18 protein-coding genes and 1 tRNA gene are annotated in these 19,226 nt (G+C 68.5%); 13 read left to right on the top strand and 6 right to left on the bottom strand.

All coding sequences use genetic code 11. The features are described from left to right. The 3 genes from AB0E94_RS16740 to AB0E94_RS16730 all read left to right on the top strand — a co-directional run bounded on the left by AB0E94_RS16740 (position 1) and on the right by AB0E94_RS16730 (position 1,260). Positions 1 to 267 (top strand): hypothetical protein, encoded by a 267-nt coding sequence (locus tag AB0E94_RS16740; protein WP_360326976.1) that lies wholly within the window; start codon positions 1 to 3, stop codon positions 265 to 267. Positions 268 to 309: 42 nt separating this feature from the next. Further along, positions 310 to 382, top strand: a tRNA-Lys gene (locus AB0E94_RS16735). 224 nt (positions 383 to 606) lie between these two features. Beyond that, positions 607 to 1,260 carry an NADPH-dependent FMN reductase gene (locus tag AB0E94_RS16730; RefSeq protein WP_360326975.1) on the top strand — a complete coding sequence of 218 codons (654 nt, stop codon included), beginning with the start codon at positions 607 to 609 and terminating at the stop codon, positions 1,258 to 1,260. On the opposite strand, the gene AB0E94_RS16725 is transcribed toward AB0E94_RS16730, so the two are convergent. After that, the gene (locus AB0E94_RS16725; protein WP_360326974.1) at positions 1,253 to 2,809 is read right to left on the bottom strand and encodes a sulfatase; all 1,557 of its coding nucleotides are present in this window, start codon (positions 2,807 to 2,809) and stop codon (positions 1,253 to 1,255) included. The two genes, AB0E94_RS16730 and AB0E94_RS16725, sit on opposite strands and share 8 nt — an antisense overlap. 411 nt (positions 2,810 to 3,220) lie before the next feature. Here AB0E94_RS16725 and AB0E94_RS16720 point away from each other — a divergent pair, with 411 nt between their 5' ends. Continuing rightward, positions 3,221 to 4,411, top strand: a complete 1,191-nt coding sequence (locus AB0E94_RS16720; protein ID WP_360326972.1) for a cytochrome P450 — start codon at positions 3,221 to 3,223, stop codon at positions 4,409 to 4,411. A gap of 37 nt (positions 4,412 to 4,448) precedes the next feature. Continuing rightward, a complete protein-coding gene (locus AB0E94_RS16715) occupies positions 4,449 to 5,021 on the top strand; it encodes a hypothetical protein (protein ID WP_360326971.1) in 573 nt (190 codons plus the stop codon). A 2-nt stretch (positions 5,022 to 5,023) separates the two neighbouring features. On the opposite strand, the gene AB0E94_RS16710 is transcribed toward AB0E94_RS16715, so the two are convergent. Continuing rightward, complete coding sequence (locus AB0E94_RS16710; protein ID WP_360326970.1) at positions 5,024 to 5,692, bottom strand: DUF305 domain-containing protein; 669 nt, start codon at positions 5,690 to 5,692, stop codon at positions 5,024 to 5,026. Between the two features lie 146 nt (positions 5,693 to 5,838). Here AB0E94_RS16710 and AB0E94_RS16705 point away from each other — a divergent pair, with 146 nt between their 5' ends. Then, entirely contained in the window at positions 5,839 to 7,272 is a 1,434-nt protein-coding gene (locus AB0E94_RS16705) for a hypothetical protein (protein ID WP_360326969.1), read from the top strand. 165 nt (positions 7,273 to 7,437) lie between these two features. Further along, the gene (locus AB0E94_RS16700) at positions 7,438 to 8,673 is read left to right on the top strand and encodes a YncE family protein (RefSeq protein WP_360326967.1); all 1,236 of its coding nucleotides are present in this window, start codon (positions 7,438 to 7,440) and stop codon (positions 8,671 to 8,673) included. On the opposite strand, the gene AB0E94_RS16695 is transcribed toward AB0E94_RS16700, so the two are convergent. Further along, positions 8,643 to 10,490, bottom strand: coding sequence for a GGDEF domain-containing protein (locus tag AB0E94_RS16695; RefSeq protein WP_360326965.1), 1,848 nt, complete (start codon positions 10,488 to 10,490; stop codon positions 8,643 to 8,645). The genes AB0E94_RS16700 and AB0E94_RS16695 overlap by 31 nt on opposite strands. A 181-nt stretch (positions 10,491 to 10,671) precedes the next feature. On the opposite strand from AB0E94_RS16695, the gene AB0E94_RS16690 reads away from it, so the two are divergent. Together AB0E94_RS16690 and AB0E94_RS16685 are read left to right on the top strand one after the other, a co-directional pair. Continuing rightward, a complete protein-coding gene (locus AB0E94_RS16690) occupies positions 10,672 to 11,043 on the top strand; it encodes a hypothetical protein (protein ID WP_360326964.1) in 372 nt (123 codons plus the stop codon). A gap of 78 nt (positions 11,044 to 11,121) precedes the next feature. Further along, a complete protein-coding gene (locus AB0E94_RS16685; protein ID WP_360326962.1) occupies positions 11,122 to 11,925 on the top strand; it encodes a hypothetical protein in 804 nt (267 codons plus the stop codon). Between the two features lie 138 nt (positions 11,926 to 12,063). Here the strand turns inward: AB0E94_RS16685 and AB0E94_RS16680 are convergent, their stop codons facing one another. Both AB0E94_RS16680 and AB0E94_RS16675 read right to left on the bottom strand, forming a co-directional pair. After that, positions 12,064 to 12,279 carry a DUF397 domain-containing protein gene (locus AB0E94_RS16680; protein WP_360327141.1) on the bottom strand — a complete coding sequence of 72 codons (216 nt, stop codon included), beginning with the start codon at positions 12,277 to 12,279 and terminating at the stop codon, positions 12,064 to 12,066. A gap of 40 nt (positions 12,280 to 12,319) precedes the next feature. Further along, entirely contained in the window at positions 12,320 to 13,168 is an 849-nt protein-coding gene (locus tag AB0E94_RS16675) for a helix-turn-helix transcriptional regulator (RefSeq protein WP_360326961.1), read from the bottom strand. A 241-nt stretch (positions 13,169 to 13,409) separates the two neighbouring features. Between AB0E94_RS16675 and AB0E94_RS16670 the strand changes: the two genes are divergently transcribed. Genes AB0E94_RS16670 through AB0E94_RS16660 form a run of 3 tightly spaced genes read left to right on the top strand, consistent with a single transcriptional unit; the run spans position 13,410 to position 16,302 of the window. Then, on the top strand, positions 13,410 to 14,051 hold the full coding sequence (locus AB0E94_RS16670; protein ID WP_360326960.1) for a GPP34 family phosphoprotein: 642 nt from the start codon (positions 13,410 to 13,412) through the stop codon (positions 14,049 to 14,051). Beyond that, entirely contained in the window at positions 14,048 to 15,685 is a 1,638-nt protein-coding gene (locus AB0E94_RS16665; protein WP_360326959.1) for an APC family permease, read from the top strand. Before AB0E94_RS16670 ends, AB0E94_RS16665 begins: the two co-directional genes overlap by 4 nt. Further along, on the top strand, positions 15,682 to 16,302 hold the full coding sequence (locus AB0E94_RS16660; protein WP_360326957.1) for a GNAT family N-acetyltransferase: 621 nt from the start codon (positions 15,682 to 15,684) through the stop codon (positions 16,300 to 16,302). Before AB0E94_RS16665 ends, AB0E94_RS16660 begins: the two co-directional genes overlap by 4 nt. Positions 16,303 to 16,305: 3 nt before the next feature. On the opposite strand, the gene AB0E94_RS16655 is transcribed toward AB0E94_RS16660, so the two are convergent. Next, positions 16,306 to 16,887, bottom strand: a complete 582-nt coding sequence (locus tag AB0E94_RS16655) for a hypothetical protein (protein WP_360326955.1) — start codon at positions 16,885 to 16,887, stop codon at positions 16,306 to 16,308. Between the two features lie 543 nt (positions 16,888 to 17,430). Between AB0E94_RS16655 and AB0E94_RS16650 the strand changes: the two genes are divergently transcribed. Beyond that, entirely contained in the window at positions 17,431 to 19,092 is a 1,662-nt protein-coding gene (locus AB0E94_RS16650) for a cellulase family glycosylhydrolase (protein WP_360326953.1), read from the top strand. The last annotated feature ends 134 nt before the right edge of the window (positions 19,093 to 19,226 follow it).

The following is a 19,226-nucleotide window of genomic DNA, read 5'->3' as shown; positions in this document are numbered from 1 at the left end:
ATGGAATCTGCGGTGATCCGTCTGCTGGGCGCCTACTTCGACGAGGAGCTCGCCGGTTCGCGTCCGCGCCTTCGTAACAGCCTCGACAACGCGCCGGCCGGTGGCCGGGAAGAGGTTCGGGCCGAGTTCCAGACACTGTTGCGCGAGCGCGCCCTTACGGCCGAGGAGTTCCGCAAGGCCACCCGGGCGGAGTTCGACAGTGACGAGGAGATGTATTCGGAGTTCGAGAAGGCCTACCGGTTCTTCTTCGAGGACGGGCCTAGCTGAAGGGCTTTCAGCCTGGTGTGTTAGTGTTCTGCCCGTCGGAAGGCGCTGCTAGCTCAACTGGCAGAGCAGCGGACTCTTAATCCGCGGGTTGTAGGTTCGAGTCCTACGCGGCGCACGGCATGACGAGGCTCCACCTGTTCAGGTGGGGCCTCGTTGCTATCTGTGACTTGCTGTGAAGACGGCCCAGCCTCCTTCTGTCGACGACTTTGTTGACAATCATTTGGCGGGTGAGACGGATCGCAGTGCTTCTGGCCGTACGCCTGCTGGGTCGGAAACCGGCCACAACGTAAGCCTTCCGGGCGTCGGGGCGCGGCCCGGCGGGGTCGTATCGTCGGCGGCATGACCCGCGTCCTGCTGATCTCGGGGAGCACCCTGACCGGCTCCCTGCACACCGCCGCCCTGCGCACCGCGGCCCGGTTCGCCCCGCAGGAGATCAACGCGACCCTGTACGAGGACCTGCGCGACCTGCCCGCGTTCGTGCCGGGGGAGACGCCCCGGGGTGTGGTGGCCGAGCTGCGGGCCATGGTCGACGCGGCCGACGCCGTGCTGTTCAGCACTCCGGAGTACGCGGGTTCGCTCCCCGGCAGCCTGAAGAACCTGCTCGACTGGCTGGTCGACGGTGGCGAACTGGGCGGCAAACCGGCGGCCTGGCTGTCGGTGGTCCGGCCCGGCGTCGACGAGGGCGCGCGGGCCGGCCTGGAGGCGGTGCTCGACCACGGCGGCGCCCGGCTGCTGCGCCCGGCCTGCATCCGGCTGCCACTGGAGATGGCCTCGATCGACGCCGCCGGCATCATCACCGACGGCCGTCTGCACGTGGCCCTCCAGGACATGCTGGAGACGCTGGTCCGGGCGCTGTCCGAGGCCCGCCCGCGGCCGCAGCCGTCCTGGCAGGCGCACTCGAGCGTCTACCCGGTGGTGCGGCGCCCGGACGGGTCGGGCGGGTCGCCGTTCGGCCACGCCAGCGGGCAGAGCGCGCCGAAGTGGCTCAGCTGACCGCTCGCGAGGCGGCCCAGCACGCGTCGGCGCCGACACAGGTGGCGAGGCCGCGTACCGCCGAGCGCAGTTCGACCAGCCGTTCCGGGCTGAGCGTCCCGGCCACGTTCTTGAGCATGTCCGGGTCGGTGGTCCGGTCGAAGTACTCGACGGCGCCGTTCACGTACTCGATGTAGGTGAACGTGCCGGTCCGCAGCGCGTCGTAGGACGGCGGGATGTTCGCGCTGTCCTTCGTGAAGTCCGGGTCCTTCGGATCGGTGGCCGGGTCGTGGTGCTCGATCAGGGTGCCGTGCCGCCACTCGGCCGGCTCGGTCCGGGACAGCAGCGGGGTGAGGCTGTGCCCGTCGACCTCGGCCGGCGCGGGCAGCCCGGCCCAGTCGGCGAAGGTGGGCCGCAGGTCGATGTTGGCCACCACCTGCGGGAGGCTGCGGCCGGCCGGCACGCCGGGCCCGGCCACCACGAGCGGCACGTTGACGTCGGTGTCGAAGGCGGTCTGCTTGCCGGACGGCAGCGTGTATTCACCCATGTGGTAGCCGTTGTCCGAGCTGAACACCACCATGGTGTTGTCGGCGACACCCGCTTTGGCCAGGGTGGACCGCAGGTTGCCGATCATCCGGTCGACCGACTGCACGGACTGGGCCCGCAGCCGGAACTCCTCGTCCAGCCGTTGCTTCTGTGCCTTGGTCAACTTCGGTTTCGTGCCGGTCAGCCACACCGAGCCCGACGGCGCCCGGTTGTACGCCGCGGTCCGGGGCGCCTTGAGTCCCGGGAACAGGTCCGCGTCCCGTGGCGCCGGCGTGTACGGGTGGTGCGGCGCGTAGGTGGACACCTCGATCATGAACGGCTTCCCGCTCGCCGCGGTGGTGGTGATGAAGTTCGCCGCCTTCGCCGAGAGCACGTCGGTGAGGTAGTCCTTCGGCTTCGACCCGTACGAGACGACCCGGCCGTTCTCGTTCAGTTTGTAGTCGAAGTTGGGGTAGGCGTTGCCGCCCACGAACCACTGGTCCCAACCCGGCGGCACGTACGGGCCGGGGCCGCCCATCCGGATCCCGGGCTGGTACTCGTTGAGGTACTTGCCGAGGAACGCGGTCCGGTAGCCGGCGCTCTGCAGGTCGGTGCCGAAGGTGGACCGCTCCTGGTCGCGGCTGTGGAAGAGCAGGAAGCCGCCGTCCGACCCGTGGTTCTTCACGATCCCGGTGTTGTGCGGGAACTGGCCCTTGAACAGGGAGGCACGTGACGGGCAGCAGAGCGAGTCGGTGACCGTGTAGTTGGTGAACGTGGCGCCGTCCTGCTGGAGCTTGCGCACGTTGGGCATGTACTGCACGAGGTTCATCGACAGGTCGTCGACCAGCACGAACACGATGTTCGGCCGGGCGGCCGCCGCCGGCGCCGGCGTGGTCGACGCTGACGGTGACGGTGACGTGACGGACACCGACGGAAGGGGCTTGGCTGCGGCGGCCGAGCCGGGCGGTGTGGAGCTCGCGCTGCATCCGGCCGTGACCAGTAGTGCCGCGACGACGGCGGTGTACCCGAGGGTGCGGAAGCTCATGGTGGCGCGGCTACTCCATCGGTGAGGGGGTTCCCGGAAGGGTAGTCGGCTGAGACGTCCACCGGATTTGGAGGTTGCTTACCTCTCGCACAGATGATCATTAAGAAAGTCTGAACGGACACCGTGCAAGCCCCGATCCGGCGGATAGTGGACACCTTCCCTGGAGGTGATCCATGCCAGTGGCCGATTCCGCGCAGCCCCGGGCGTACGTCGTGATCGTCGTGGCCTCGATCGAACCGCGACCGCGCCGCCCCCGGCGACCCACCGCCCGCCGCCCGCACCTGCCGATCCGGCCGCCCCGGTCACCGCGGGCGCCGCGCCGCCGCCCGGTCTGAACGCCGGACGGACCCACCGGGAGCGGTATCGACGGGTATCGTCGGAATCCGGTTCCCGGCGGCCCCGGAGGGCGTTATGACCCAGGATCTCCAGATCGACTTCACCGACCCGGCGTTCCAGAACAACCCCCATCCGGTGTACGCCCAGATGCGCCGCACCGGCCCGGTCCGCCGGGTCAAGCTGCCCAGCGGCCTGGACGCCTGGCTGGTCACCAGATATGAGGACGGCCGCCGGGCGCTGACCGACCCACGGCTGTCCAAGTCGACGTCGGCGGTCGGGTCGACCGGCGCCGGGCAGCCGAGCCTGACCGCGGCGATCTCCCGGCACATGCTCGCGGTGGATCCACCTGACCACACCCGGCTGCGCCGTCTCGTCTCGGCCGCGTTCACCGCCCGCCGGATCGAGAGCCTGCGCCCGCGGATCGAGGAGATCGCCGCCGGCCTGCTCGGCGCGCTGGATGGTGAGAGGTCCGCCGACCTGATCGACGCCTTCGCCTTCCCGCTGCCCATCCAGGTGATCTGCGAGCTGCTCGGCGTCCCGGCCGAGGATCAGAACGCGTTCCGCGAGTGGTCCAATGTGATCGTCTCCGGCGCGTTCGCGGCCGACCGGCTGGCCCCGGCGATCACCGCGCTCGTCGAGTACATCTCCGCGCTGCTCGCCGAGCGCCGGCAGAGCCCCGGCGACGATCTGCTCTCCGGCCTGATCCAGGTGGGCGAGCAGGGCGACCGGCTCTCCGCCCAGGAACTGTCCTCGATGGTCTTCCTGCTGCTGATCGCCGGTCACGAGACCACGGTGAACCTGATCGGCAACGGCACCTGGCTGCTGCTGAGCGAGCGCGAGCGCTGGGAGCGGCTGCGCGCCGACCGGGCTCTGCTGCCCGCCGCGATCGAGGAGTTCCTGCGCTTCGAGGGGCCGGTCGAGACCTCCACGTTCCGGATCGCCACCGAGTCCCTGGAGATCGGCGGCGTCACCATCGCAGCCGGTGATCCGGTGGTGGTGGTCCTGCTCTCGGCGAACCGCGACGACGATCGTTTCCCGGACGCCGGTGAGCTGCGGCTGGACCGGCCCAACAACGCCCACCTGGCGTTCGGGCACGGCATCCACTACTGCCTGGGCGCGCCGCTGGCCCGGCTGGAGGCGCAGATCGCGTTCACCGCCCTGATGGACAGGTTCCCGGACCTGCGGCTCGCCACCGATCCGGGCGAGCTGGCCTGGCGCCCCGGCACCCTCCTGCGAGGCCTGCACCGGCTGCCCGTACTGCTGTGAAACCCAGCCGCGGGGTTGACCTGGCATGATGTCGGCCGTGCCGGAGCCTCACGACCTTCACCAGCCGACCGCGCAGCTGCCCGTGGTCGAGCCGCGCGGCGTGTACCGGGCGGCCAACCACCGCCGGACCGCCCTGATCGTGGCCGGCGCTGCCGCCGCCGCGTTGATCCTGCTGGTGGTGTGGCTGTTCAGCGGAGACGACGAGCCGGCGCCGATCCCGGTCGCGGCGCCCCCGTCGGTCGAGGCCACCGCGTCGCCGGAGCCCGAGGCGACCGAGGAGTCCGCGGAACCCGAGCCGACCGTGACCACCACCACGCCGTCCGCGCGCCCGGCCCAGCCCGGTGACCTGATCACCGGCCTGGCCGGCCTGATCGACGCGCTGGAGGACGAGGGCGAGCTGGACGACGACGCGGCCGAGGCCCTGACCCGGCGGCTGGAGCAGGCCGCGACCAGGCTGTCCCGTGGTGACGTCAAGGAGGCTGCCCGCAAGATTGACGAGTTCCTCAAGAAGCTGCGTGACGTGCGCAAGGACGAGGACGTCAGCCGTGACGCGTTCAACCTGCTCGCCGCAGGCGCCGAGCAGGTCCAGGCGGTGCTGCGCCGGGCCTGAGGTCAGCTCACCCCGAGGTCGGCCATCCGGCGGATCTCGATGTCCTGCTCGATGGCGGTCTCCTTGGCCATCTTCGCCAGCCGCTCCTCCGAGCCGCTCTTGAACAGCACGTTCACCATTTCCAGGGCGCCGCGGTGGTGTGCCGTCATCATCTCGATGAAGCGCCTGTCGAAGTCGGCGCCCCGGGCCGCGGTCAGCTCGGTGAGGGCCGCCGCGGACTGCATGCCCGGCATGGTGGCGTGGTCGTGGGCGGGGTCCGACTCGGGCTGCCCACGGTCGCTGAGCCAGGTGCGGAGGATAGCGATCTCCGGTCCCTGAGCGGCGGTGATCCGGCTCGCGATGTTCTTCACGCCCTGATCCGCTGCCCGGTCGGGTACAAGATCTGCCATCTGGAGCGCCTGCGCGTGGTGGGCGATCATCATTTGGGCGTACGTGACGTCGGCCTTGTTGTACGGCGAGGCTTCGGGGGCCTGCACGTGATCGGAGTCGGTGACCGACGCGGACTCACCGGGCTTGCCGGGCACCAGGACCCGGGCCGGTGAGGAGGACGCTGACGGCGCGGCGACCGGCTCGGGCTCGTCGTTGGAGAACCGGGCGAACAGGGCGAGTCCGACCGTGCCGAGAAGGACCAGGGTTGCGGCGGTCAGGGCCCATGCGCGTCGGTGTTGCATGTATTTCCTTTCCAGCAAGCGTCCCCATGAGAGGGTCACGACGACTATCGTAACGATCGACATCGCTATCACCGGGGGTACTTGGCGACACGACTCGCCGTGCGTTTCCGGTGCCAGCAAGCCGGAAGTAGCGCGGAAGGATCTTCATGAGGCATCCTGCCCCACGAGGGCGGTTCAAGCGCCTGGCGAGTATCGGGGCGGCCGCGGTCCTGACCAGTTTCCTGGTCACGGCGCCCGCCCAGGCCGACCCGGCCACGATCCCGGGTGTGGACGAGATCGTCAGTAGCCCCAACATCAAACTGATCGCCAACGAGCCCAAGACGGGCCCGTTCGCTCCGGAGAACGCACTCAACAGCGACCTGGCCTTCCAGGGCAAGTATGCGTTCGCCGGTAACTACAACGGCTTCACCGTCTGGGACATCAGCAACCCGAAGGACCCGGTCCAGGCCGTCCAGGTGCTCTGCCCGGGCGCGCAGAACGACGTCTCGGTCTACGGCAACCTGCTGTTCCTCGGCACCGACGGCATCCGCAGTGACAACTCCTGCAACAGCGTCGGCGTGCCGAACAGCGCTCCGCCGGAGACGCCGCGGTGGGAGGGCATCAAGGTCTTCGACATCAGCGACCCGCGTAACCCGCAGTACGTGACCGCGGTCAAGACCGACTGCGGCTCGCACACGCTGACGCTGGTGCCGGGCAAGGGCCACGACCGTTCGGTGTACGCCTACGTGTCCTCGTACAACCTGGACGTCGTCGACCTGCCGAACTGCGCGCAGCCGCACGACAAGATCTCGATCGTCCGGGTCCCGCTGAAGAAGCCCGCCGAGGCGGCCCTGGTGGCTGCGCCGGTGCTCTTCCCGGACGGTGGCTTCCCCGGTGACGCGGACTCCCGCACCACCTCGGGCTGCCACGACATCACGGCGTACCCGGAGAAGGACATCGCGGCCGGCGCCTGCATGGGTGACGGTGTGCTGCTGGACATCTCGAAGCCGGCGGCCCCGAAGGTCATCACCACCGTCCGTGACGCGGAGAACTTCGCGTTCTGGCACTCGGCGACGTTCAACAACGACGCCACCAAGGTGGTCTTCACCGACGAGCTCGGTGGCGGCGGCGGCGCGGAGTGTCTGCCGTCGATCGGCGCGAACAAGGGCGCCGACGCGATCTACGACATCACCGGCCACGGCAAGAAGCGCAAGCTGGAGTTCCGCAGCTACTACAAGATCCCGCGGGAGAACGCCGCGACCGAGAACTGCGTGGCCCACAACGGCTCGCTGATCCCGGTCAAGGGCCGCGACATCATGGTCCAGGCGTGGTACCAGGGCGGCATCTCGGTGTGGGACTTCACCAACTCGCGCAAGCCGGTGGAGATCGCGTACTGGGAGCGGGGCCCGCTGAGCACCGAGCGCCTGATCGTCGGCGGTTCGTGGTCGGCGTACTGGTACAACGGCCACATCTACTCCAACGACATCCAGAAGGGTTTCGACGTTCTGGAGATCAGCGACCGCCGTATCGACAAGGCGGAGCGGGAGTGGACCTGGCAGTTCAACCCCCAGACCCAGACGGACTACCGCAAGTACTGGTGATCTGAGGCCTGATCCGGACAGAGCCGGCGCGACCCGAGCGGGTGGCGCCGGCTCTGCCGTTCCCGGGAATCGTAGATAACGACATCTATCAATGTGAACGGCCCTCGTGTCTCATGGTCGTTACTTGCTGGTAACACAGTGGAACGCATTGATGGGAGTCAAATGATGGCCTCACCCGTACCCTTTCGCCGCCTGATCGCCGCCACCGTCGGCGGCCTGCTCGCCCTCGGTTCCCTCACCGCTCCGGCCCAGGCCGCGGCTGCTCTGCGCCAGGTCATGTTCGTCGGCAACAACTGGGACGGCACGGTCGACGTCATCGAGCCGAGCGGCGGCTACACGCGCATCGGCCGGCTGTCGGTCATCCCGGACCGCTCGCAGCGGCTCGCCGAGATCTACCTCAACCCGATCCGGCTCGCCTTCTACCTCGGCATCCAGCAGGGGCCGGGGGAGGGGCACGACCAGCTCGTCGACGACATGTACACGACACCGGCCGGGGACGCCCTGGTCGTCTCCCGGCCGAGTTTCGCCGACGTGGTCTCGATCGACCTGGCCACCGGCGCCCTGAAGTGGCGCTTCGCGGTCAGCGGCTTCCGCTCCGACCACATGGCGGTCGCCCCGGACGGCCGTTCGGTCGCGGTCTCCGCCTCCACCGGCAACACCGTGCACGTGCTGGACATCGTCACCGGCCGCCAGCTCGGCTCGTTCGCGACGGGCGACAAGCCGCACGAGAACATCTACACCGACGGCGGGAGGTACCTCTGGAACAGTTCGATCGGCGAGGTCAACACCGACCTGGACGACCCCTGGCTGGACTTCACCAAGGGGGACCGGAAGATCACGATCGCGGACACCAGCACGTACCGGGTGGTTCGTACCGTCGACATGCGGACCCGGCTGGACGCCTTCGGCCGTAGCGACCTGTCCGACGCGGTCCGGCCCGCCGTCTTCACCCCGGACGAGTCGAAGCTCTACTTCCAGGTCTCGTTCTTCGCCGGGCTCATCGAGTACGACGTGGCCACCGACAGGATCACCCGGATCAAGGACCTGCCGCAGAACCCGGCCACCGACCCGGACCGCACCACATGGGTGAACGACTCCCGCCACCACGGCCTGTCGATCAGCCGGGACGGCGCGAAGCTCTGCGTGGCCGGGACCATGGACGACTACGCGACGGTCGTCGACCGGGCCACCCTCACCCCGGGTCCATTGGTCACCGCGATCAAGCCCTACTGGGCCACGGTCAGCGCGGACGGACGGGACTGCGTGATCTCCGAGGCCGGCGCCGACCGGGTCACCGCGATCAGCTTCGCGACCGGCCAGGCGGTCGCCTCGGTCGCCGTCGGCGATCACCCCCAGCGGGTACGGATCGGTCAGGTCCCGGCGGGCTGGACCGCTCCCTGACCGACGGCCTGGGCACGTCGTTCCTTGCGTTCGTGTTTGCGCCGGTACATGGCGGCGTCGGCCTCACGCAGCAGGCCGTCGCCGTCCCCCGGCACACCGGCCGAGACGCCCACACTGGCGCCGACGGTGAGCAGCTCGCCCCCGATCGGCATCGGCTCGGCGACCACGGCGGCGATCCGCTCGGCCAGCCGGCCGGCCGCGGTGGCGTCGGTGCCGGGCAGCAGCACCGCGAACTCGTCGCCACCCAGCCGGGCGGCCAGCTCTCCGGCGCCGAGCAGCCCGCCGAGCCGCTGCGCGACCTCCTTCAGCACCTGATCGCCGGTGTGGTGCCCGTGCCGGTCGTTGATCTCCTTGAAGCCGTCCAGGTCGATCAGCAGCATGCTGACCTGCTCGGTCGCGGCGTTCAGCCGCCGGTGCAGCAGCACCCGGTTGGCCAGCCCGGTCAGCGCGTCGTGGGTGGCCTGCCGTTGCAGCTCGTCGTGCAGGGCCCGGGTCTCGCTCGCGTCCCGCGCGTTGAGCACCACCCCGGCTACGTTCGGGTTGTCGCTCAGGTCGTTGATCACCAGGTCGAGCCATCGGAACGACCCGTCCGCGTGTTGCCACCTGACCTGGGCGCTGACACCGGCGCCCGGGTCGTTGGCGAGCAGTTCGGTCAGTTCGGCGACCTGTGGCCCGTCGTCCGGGTGGGTGCGGTCGTAGAGCGAGCTGCCGACCAGCTCGTCGGCCGGCACGCCCAGAACCCGGAACGCGGCCGGGGTGGCGTAGCTGATGTCCCCGTTGTAATCGATCACCAGGGTCAGGTCGGAGGTGTTCTGCACCAGCGCCCGGAACCGCTCGGCCTGCCCGTCGATCTTGGTGAGCAGCCGCTCGTTGTCGCGCAGCGCCGCCACCTGGCGGCCCAGGACCAGCGCGGTGATCACCACGGCCCCGATCGCGACACCCCACACCCGCAGGTCGACCTCGTCCTCCCGGAGCGAGACGACCAGCAGGATCTGGGTGGCGATCACCGCGAAGTAGGGGAGCCGGCTGGACCGGCCGCCCATCCCGGCCGACCGGGTCTCGGCGAGCCGCCACACCTGCAGCTGCTGGACCCGGAAGGCCGCCGACGCCAGCACGCAGGGCAGCAGCGCCACGATCGCGCCGCCGCCGGGGCCCGGGTCGCCGATCAGGCCGAGCGTCACCGGCCCGGCGAAGGCGGTGCCGGACACCCCGACGGCGGCCGCGATGCCCGCTGAACGGGTGAACGGGGCGGTGCCGCTGAGGATCAGCTTGAGCAGCCCGAACGTGATCAGGAGCATCACCACGGCGGTGGCCGCGGCGCCCCAGCGGTCGGCCGCCTGCCGCCCGCTCAGGTCGGTGGCCAGCACGAAGTACCAGAGGAAGACGGCCACGCCGGTGAGGACCGTGGCCGCGTCGAACCAGAGCCGCAGCCGCTGCCGCCCGGCGCCGCCGAGCGGGTGCCGCAGCATCGCCCCGACCACGATGACCATGCCCAGCACGACGAGGCCGGTCTGGACCGGGCTGACCGCGGTGGTCGACGGGTCCAGCAGGATCAGGACGGTCTGATATCCGTCACCGAGCAGGCAGCCGGCGCAGGCGATCACCGCGGCCCGCCAGAACCGACGCCCGGCGGCCGACATGGCCGGGTGGGTGGCGGTACGGAAGGTGAAGTACACATTCGCGGCGTCGATGATGGTCTGCAGGCCCCAGGAGGCCGCCGGCCGGTCGCCGTAGTGCAGGAACCAGGGGACCAGGAGCACGCCGAGCGCCACCAGACCCAGCAGGACCGGGTCGGTGACCACGGATCGCTTCGGCATGATGGCTCCCGTCGGCGACAGCTCCGGATGGCTTCCGGGTCGGTACGTTCCATCGGCCGTAGCCGGGCGGACGTGAGTGATCCGTTCCGGTCAGGCGAACCCGGAGGAGCGGCCTCGGACATGGTCTGACCTGCGGCGCGGCTGATCGGACAATCAGCCACAATCGGGTACTTTAGTGGACATGACGACGGGCCGGGGCAGTGCGCTGCTGCGGTCGATCTCCGTCCTTTTCGTCCTGCTTCTGGCGCTGTTCGCCGGGACCACCGAAACGGCCGCCACCGCAGCGCCCGCCACCGCAGCGCCCGCCACCGCAGCGCCCGCCACCGGAGCGCCCGCGCGCGGTGCTGTTCCAGCGTCCTCCGGCCCCGTGGCCGCCTCTTGCGCGCGGACTGAGCGCGTAGCCCGTACCGCCGCGGATGAAGCGCCGGCCACCGTCGGGCCGGACGCCGAACCGCCTGCCGCGACCCTTCCGGCCGCGGACCGTGCCCCCGCGTTGACCTCGCAGGACACCGCGGGCGCCGCGGTCTCCCGCGCTCCTCCGCACGCGGCCTGAGACCTCGCGTTCGCCCGATCGGGCGGCCGGGGCGACGCCTGCGCTGTGCGAATTCCCCCACGAGCGGACGGACCCGCCATGAACCTCCTTGCCGAGATGCTGCTGAACGAACCGGCCCCGATGGCCATCTGGGCGGCGCTGATGCTGCTCACCCTGCCCGCGCTGGTGGTGCTGGCGAATCCGGATGGAGTTCGCAACCCGGGCACCGCCCTGCTGGAGGCGGCGAACTTCGTCCGGCGAACCAGGCGGCGGCGGGCCGAGCGGCGGGCCGCCGAGTCGGCCGAGGCGCAGGCGGCGGTGCGGTATGCGCTGGAGGTCCGGGTCGCGGCGGCGCAGGCCGCCGAGGCGGTCGAGCGGTGGCAGGCGCATTGGCGGGCGGCTGCCGATCGGGTCGACGCGACGTGGGCGGCGTTCCGGGCGGCCGACGCGCGGCGGGCGCGAAGCCGGGAGACGACGGCCTTCGGCACGCCGAGGACCCCTCAGGACCCCGCGGAGTACGCCGCCCGCGAGCACTTCCTGCACGAGGGGGTGCGTGCTGCCGTGTCCCGGGCCGAGTTGCCGATGTCGGCGCTGGCGGACGCCCTGGCCGGCCGGGCCGGTTGGGACCCGCGACGGCACCCGGCCGAGCAGGAGGTCGTCCTGGACCGGGCGCGCGCCGAGCACCTGGAGCGGGTGTACCGGAGCGCGATCGAGGCCGAGCGGGCCGCCTGGCACGACACGCAGCTGGCTCGCCGGGGCCGGGACAGTCTGCGACGGGAAGCAGTGACCGCCGAGTCACGGGTAGCGACCTGGCCGATCTTCATCATGGCTGCGGGTGACTTGCCGCTCACTGTCGGAAACGGCGCTCACCGGCTGTTCCCGGCCCACTCCGGAAATGGATGAACGGAAGCAATTTCACGTTTCTGGAATGCGTGATCGCCCGGTCGCTGGAAGCGACCGGGCGCTGCCTACCGGGTGCACATCGTGAAAGTCCGGGCCTCAGCGCAGGACTTCCATCGGTGCGCACCTATCGGTAGGCTTTCACGAAACGATGTCGAATTCGCCGTCCTTGGCTGAGTCCACGAAGGCGGTCCACTCCGCCGACGTGAACATGAGGGCCGGTCCCATCCGGTCCTTGCTGTCACGGACGGCAATTCCCTGGTCGAGGAATGCGACCTCGACACAGTTGCTGCCGCCGGTCCCGTTACTACGGCTGCCCTTCTTCCAGACAGCTCCGTTGATTTGGTGCGCGAGCAACTCAAGCACCTCCCTTCGATGTGAGATTTCCTCGGGAGTGCTAAGCGACGAGCAGACTCTCGATCATCTTTATGGTCGTGCGGTGGTCGAGCGCCATGGCGCTCAATCGCTCGAACTCCTGCCGATACCAGTCAACCATGTCTGGTTGTTCCTCGTACAAGTCTCCCGCAAGACCTTCCATATAAACAACATCCAAATGGGTGGTCTCTCGGAACTCCAAAAGCGCCGCCGGCCCGCTCAGGAAGGGGTGCGCACCTGCGGTGAAGGGGAGTATCTGAAGGAAAACATTTGGCAATTTAGCTATCTCGATTAAATGGCGGAGTTGGTCGGTCATGACCGTCCGATCGCCGATCACCCGATGCAGTGAGCCCTCGTCCATGAACGCCGACAATTCCAGCGGACGGTCGCTGGTGAGCCGGCCCTGGCGGGTCTGGCGCAGCGCGATACGCCTGTCGATGTGCTCCTCGGGGTCGGTCGGCCGACCGCTTCTCATCAGTGACCGCATGTAGTCGGGGGTCTGGAGAAGGCCGGGAATCAGCACCGGCTCCCACGTGCGCATCGCCGACGCGGCGGCCTCGAGGCCCACGAAGTTGCCCGGCCGCATGATGTCGCGATAGTCGGTCCACCACGTGCGCTCGCGGGACTGGCGAGCCAGCTCGACCAGCGCCTCGCGCATGTTCTGATCGCGCACGTTGTAGAGAGTGAGCAGGTCACGGACGTCCCGCGGGGTGACCGCGACCCGCGCGGTCTCGATGCGGGTCACCTTGGCGGAGTGCCACTCGAAATGTCGGGACACGTCCTGTTGTGTGAGGCCGGCGGCTTCCCGGCAGCGTTTGAGCTCAGCCCCAAGGCGGCGGCGTCGCAGCGTCGGACCCTCTATATCGGACACCTGGACTCCCTACGGTCCTGATGTGGTCGATATTACGACCGCGCCAACACGATCCAGATACCCATTTCATGATCGCGATTCTCGAATGATCAAATACTGCGGGTGCTGAATAAGAAGTCTAGTACTTCTTGTATTGACCTTGATGTTGGGTACATGATGCTGCGGACATCGAGTTCTGTCTTGTTTCCTACATTCCTAGGTAAAAGATCATTGGAACTTGCGTCTAAGGGGCGTGGACGGAGTGTTGGCTGACCAGTATTACCTGATCGCACACGAGGACCGCACCGGGCGGTCCCGGCTGCATCCTCGTGCGACCGGCCTGGGGCTGGCTGCCGCATTACTAGCGGAGTTGGTCCTCGAAGGCCGTATCGCCGTCAGCGACGGCGACCTGATCGTCCTCGACCGGCGCCCGCCACGCGACGCGCTCAACCACGACATCCTCGACCTGCTCAACGCCCAGCCGCAGCACCGCGACATCCGCACCTGGCTCGCCTTCCTCGCGCAGGACTCGGCGTTGCGGGTGGCGGAGCGGCTGATGCGGGTCGGCGCGGTCGAGCTGGTGACCAAGCGCCGGATGCTCGGCACCACACAGACCCTCTACATGCCCAACACCGCACGCCAGCGCAACGCCGCCGCCTGGGCCTCCACCCGGGTCGCCAACATGCTGGTCCGCGGGATGGAGCTGAACGTCACCGACCGGATGCTGGTCGGTCTCGTCGTCTCCACCGGTCTGACCAGGCATGTGATGTACGGGTTCGAGAACTACCCGCACATCTACCACGCGCTGCCCAGCATGATCGCCTCCCTGCCCGGTGACCTCCAGGAACTGGTCGAGTGCACCGAGGCCCTGGTCGGCTCCGCCCTCGCGGTCGGTCGCCGGTGAGCCCCGGACGCCATCAACGACGCCGGGACAACGTCGACCGCTGGGCCGGCACGATGCTGAACGAACTGAACCGTGAGGCGGCCGCCAAGCGCGGCGCCCCCGGTTCGGACATCATCAGCGCGGCCCTGGCCAACAACCGGCTCGGCGTCTCGTCAGTGGTCTTCTTCGGCGTCGCCGGAGCCGCCCCGCTCACGGTGATCATCGGAGCCATCACGACGGTGTACGCGGTGGTCGGCAACACCGCGCTGCCACTGGTCTACATAGTGGTCGCGGGCATCCTGTCGATCTTCACGGTCGGTTTCGTGGCGATGAGCCGGCACATCGTGAACTCGGGTGCCTTCTACTCGTACATCAGCCATGGTCTCGGCCGGGAACTCGGCGTCGCGGCGGCCTTCGTGGCCCTTCCGGCGTACGCGATGATGCAGATCGGCCTGTTCGGTCTCTTCGGCGTCGTCGCCGCCGGGATCCTCGCCTCACTCGGGCTGAACGTCCCATGGGTGGTGTGCGCGCTCTTCGCCTGGGCGATCATCGCGGTGCTCGGCATGCTCTGGGTCGACCTGAGCGGCAAGGTGCTCGGCATCCTGCTGGTCGCCGAGATCGCCGTGGTGCTGGTCTACGACCTGGTGATGGTGGCCAACCCGCGGGACGGCGAGGTCAGTGTCGCGATGCTCAACCCGGCACAGCTGCTGACCCCTGAGGTCGTCGCGATGATGGTGATCGCGATCGGCGGCTTCACCGGTTTCGAGGCCACCGTCGTGCTCTCCGAGGAAGCCAAGGACCCGAAACGGACGATCTCCCGGGCCACCCACATCGCGGTGCTGCTCGCCGGTCTGATGTGCGCGGTGTCCGCCTGGGCGATGTCGGTCGGCGCCGGACCGGGCCGGATCGTGGCGGACGCCCAGCGGGAGGAGACGAACCTGGTCTTCAGCCTGGTCGGTCCACATGTGCCGGACATCATGATCACCATCGGCTATCTGCTCTTCATGACCAGTATCTTCGCGGCCCTGCTGGCCTTCCACGCGGCCGTCTCCCGGTACCAGTTCGCCCTGGGCCGCGAGCGGATGCTGCCGAGCCGCTGGGGTTACACCCACCCGCGGACCGGCGCGCCGGTGGTCGGCTCGATCACCCAGAGCGTGCTGTCCCTGATCGCGATCCTGGCCTACTGGTTCACCCAGGCCGACCCGCTGGTCCAGCTCTTCGGCTACCTCACCGTGGTCGGCGGCCTGGGCGTGCTGATCCTGATGTGGGGCACGTCGGCCGCGGTGATCGCGTTCTTCGTGCAACACCCGAGGCTGGAGAACGTGTGGCGTGGCCGGGTCACCCCGGTGATCGCGTTCTTCCTACTCAGCATCATCCTGTTCGCCACCGTGGTGGGACTCGGCGACGTGCTCGGGCTGGCCGAGGACTCGATCTTCAACTGGGCCTTCGCGACCGGGTACGCGGTGCTGGCCGTCCTCGGCGCCGGCTGGGCGGCGATCGTCAGATACACCAAGCCGGACGTGTACGCGGTGATCGGTCGTGGTGTGGAACGCCGGACCCTCTTCGAGTTCCCCGAGCCTCCCCGGCCGCACTCCCACTCGATGGCCTTCCAGGACCACTATTCGACGACCAGCTCAGGTAGGGACTCCCGATGACGTACGCCATCCAGGAACTCGTGATCCGTCACGTGTCGCCGTTCGACACCGAGGAGATCACCGACCTCGTGGCCGAGGCGATGTGGGATGGACCGGTCGCCCGCTGGCTGCACCCGGACGCCTCCGAGCGCCGGCGCCTGTCACCCGGATACTTCGAGATCTTCGTCGAGTACGCGCTCCAGTACGGCGAGGTCTACAGCACCGCCGACGCCGACGACGGCCGGATGTGCGGAGTCGCCCTCTGGTTCCCGCTCACCGCGATGATCCCGCCGCCGATGGACTACGAGCGGCGGGTCAAGGAGGCGTCCGACACCGCGTTCCACCGCGTGCAGCAGCTGGACGCGGCGCTGGAGGGGGAACACCCCCTCGACCCGCACCACTATCTGGCGTTCCTCGCGGTCCGGCCGGGCCGGCAGAACGAGGGCATCGGCAGCGCGCTGCTCGACCGCCACCACTCCCGGCTGGACCGGGCCGGCATCCCCGCCTATCTGGAGGCGAACGACCCGCGCAACCGCGATCTCTACCTCCGGCACGGATACCGGGTCCGGTCCGTGATCGAACTACCCGACGGACCGCCGCTCTGGGCGATGTGGAGGGCGCCTATGGGTCTCAGCTAGAGATCACGCGGCGGCCTGGAGACCGGCGGCGCCGGCGGCCGGCGGGAACTCGTAGATCCAGAACGACTGCTGGTCCAGGCACTCGGCGCGCATCGCGCCACCCGACAACCGGCGCAACATCAACCGGACCACCCGGCCGAAATTGCGTTCGTCGTCGTTGTACCGGCAGTAGTCGATGCCGATCATCCCGTTCCGGGCGGCGGCGGTCTGCTGCATGGCCGTCACGAGTTCGGAGAAGGCCCGGGTGTCACGGGCCTCGGTGCCGACCGCGGCGAATCCGACGTACCAGATGCGCTTCTCGGCGTACATCTCCGGCCATCGGCGTTCGAAATACTCGGGCGCGATCAGTGGCACCGCGTAGAGGTCGTTGGTGAACGTGGACAGGCCGCAGAGCTTGCCGTCGTCATTGAGGCAGAGGTACTTGTCGACCCTCGGGTCGCGCATCACCTCTTCGAACTCGGACCGATACATCAGGTGACGTTGCACGGCGAGGGAGCGGAGGTCGCGGAACGCGCCTTCATAGAGTTCCCAGGCTGCCTTGTGCATCTCATCGTCGGTGATCTGGTCGATGATCTTGACAAGCATGGCTGCTCCCCGCGTTTCATCGTACTCAAGGCGATCGATGATGTTGGGCTTTAGAGTACGAACAGTTTTGGCGCCGCGACAATAGGTAGTCGCGGGAATTGTGTGCCAATCCTGATTGGAGGTACGCCGTTCGAAACAGCGAGTATGCAACTTGCGTAGTTGCAGGTAGACGGCCACATCTCACCCGTTCGAACCCTTGTCGCAGCTTTTCGCCGGAGACAGGTTAATCGGTTTACTCGAAGCGCATGATTCGGTGAGTCAGCCTTTTAGTGGAATGCACCGAGGACTAGCCTTCGTGTGTTGAGCGTCGTGCGTTCGCCTTTTTGCCGAATGGTCGACGCGTGACAAGGGATCACCCTTCGACGACGCAGCGGGTGATCGGTGCCGGCCGCACGGGACGGGCCGACCGGGCGAGGAGAGCATCCCCCTCTCGCCGGGGCGGCCCGTTCATCTCCGTCCATCTCTCTTCGTCGATTGACATAGTTTGACGTCCATACATAGTCTGCCGAGGTCAGCCTCCCCGACTGTCCTCCTAGGAGCGTCATGTCGCGCCTGCTCGGCAGATTGCTCGTCCTTGCGCTGCTGGTCACCGGCCTGTCCCCGGCCGACCCGGCGGTTGCGTCTGCCCGTACCCCCGCCCAAGCCGTCGCCGCCATGCAGCCCGGCTGGAACCTCGGCAACACCTTCGACGCCACCGGCGACGACGAGACGTCGTGGGGCAACCCGCGGGTCACCCGTGAACTGCTCGCCGGCATCCGCGACCAGGGCTTCAACAGCATCCGCATCCCGGTCACCTGGGGTCAGCACCTGAGCCCGGATCTCGTCCTCGACCCGGCCTACCTGGCCCGCGTCCAGGAGGTCGTCGGCTGGGCGATCGACGAGGGTTTCTACGTGATGATCAATATTCATCACGACTCGTGGCAGTGGATCGCCACCATGCCCACCGACCACGACAACGTCCTGAACCGCTACAACGCCATCTGGACCCAGGTCGCCGCCGCCTTCCGGAACGTGTCGCCCCGTCTGGTCCTGGAGAGCGTCAACGAGCCCCAGTTCTGGGGCAGCAGTGGTGACGCCGAGAACTACGCCCTGCTCGCCGAGTTGAACACGTCCTTCCACCGGATCGTGCGCGGCTCCGGCGGCGGCAACGCGACTCGACTTCTGGTACTACCCACGCTGCACACCAACGCCGATCAGGGCCGGCTCGACGCGTTGACCGCCGAGTTCGCCGCGCTGAACGACCCCAACCTGATCGCGACCGTGCACTACTACGGCTACTGGCCGTTCAGTGTCAACGTGGCCGGTGGGTACCGGTTCGACGCCACCGCGCAGGCCGATCTGCTCGGCACCTTCGAACGGCTGCGCACGTCATTCGTAAACAAGGGCATCCCGGTTATTCTCGGTGAATACGGGCTGCTCGGCTTCGACAGGCACACCGGCACCATCGAACAGGGCGAGAAACTCAAGTTCTTCGAGCTCTTCGGACACCAGGCCCGAACCAGCAAGATCACCACGATGCTCTGGGACAACGGGCAGCACTTCGACCGTACCGCCGGGGTCTGGCGCGACACCGAACTCTTCGGACAGATCGCGTCCAGCTGGCACACCCGCTCCGGCACCGCGGCCAGCGACCTGCTGTTCGTCAGGCGCGGCGCGCCGGTCACCGCACAGACCATCACCCTCAACCCCAACGGCACCGGCTTCACCCACGTCCGGCTCGGCGCCGCGACGCTGCGCCGCGGCCCCGACTACCAGGTGTCCGGCGATCAACTCACCCTGAGCGCGGGGTTGCTGTCCCGGCTTCAGCGGTACGGCCAGAGAACCTCCCTGACACTCCGGTTCTCCCGGGGCGTCCCGTGGCGGCTCGACGTCATCAGCTTCGACACCCCTGTCGTGTCCGCCGCCACCGGGACCACCACGGCGTTTGCGCTGCCCACCGCGTTCAACGGTGACCAGCTCGCCACCATGACCGCCACCTACGCCGACGGGACCAACGCGGGGCCGCACAACTGGACCCCGTACAAGGAGTTCGACCGTGCCTTCGCCCCGGACTACCCGGCCGGCGCGATCAGGCTGACCCCGGAGTTCTTCGCCGAGGTGACCGAAGGCGCCCCGGTCACCCTGACGTTCATCTTCTGGAGCGGGTCGACGGTCAGCTACCAGGTGCTCCGGAACGGCACGTCGGTGACCGGAACCCTCCCCTGAAGCCACCGGGCGGCGGAGACGGTCGGGCCACCGTCTCCGCCGCCCGGTCCAGACCGCCGGCCGTCGCTGAGCGCTGGAATGCGTCCGGTTTTACCGTGCTGGGCGACGGCTGGCGGTTTTAGGCCGGTCCCGGA

The organism is Actinoplanes sp. NPDC026670 (assembly GCF_040638175.1).
In the GTDB taxonomy this organism is placed as follows: Bacteria; Actinomycetota; Actinomycetes; order Mycobacteriales; family Micromonosporaceae; genus Actinoplanes.
The sequence above is the reverse complement of the archived record's forward strand: the minus strand, read 5'-3'. Positions and strand labels throughout refer to the sequence as shown.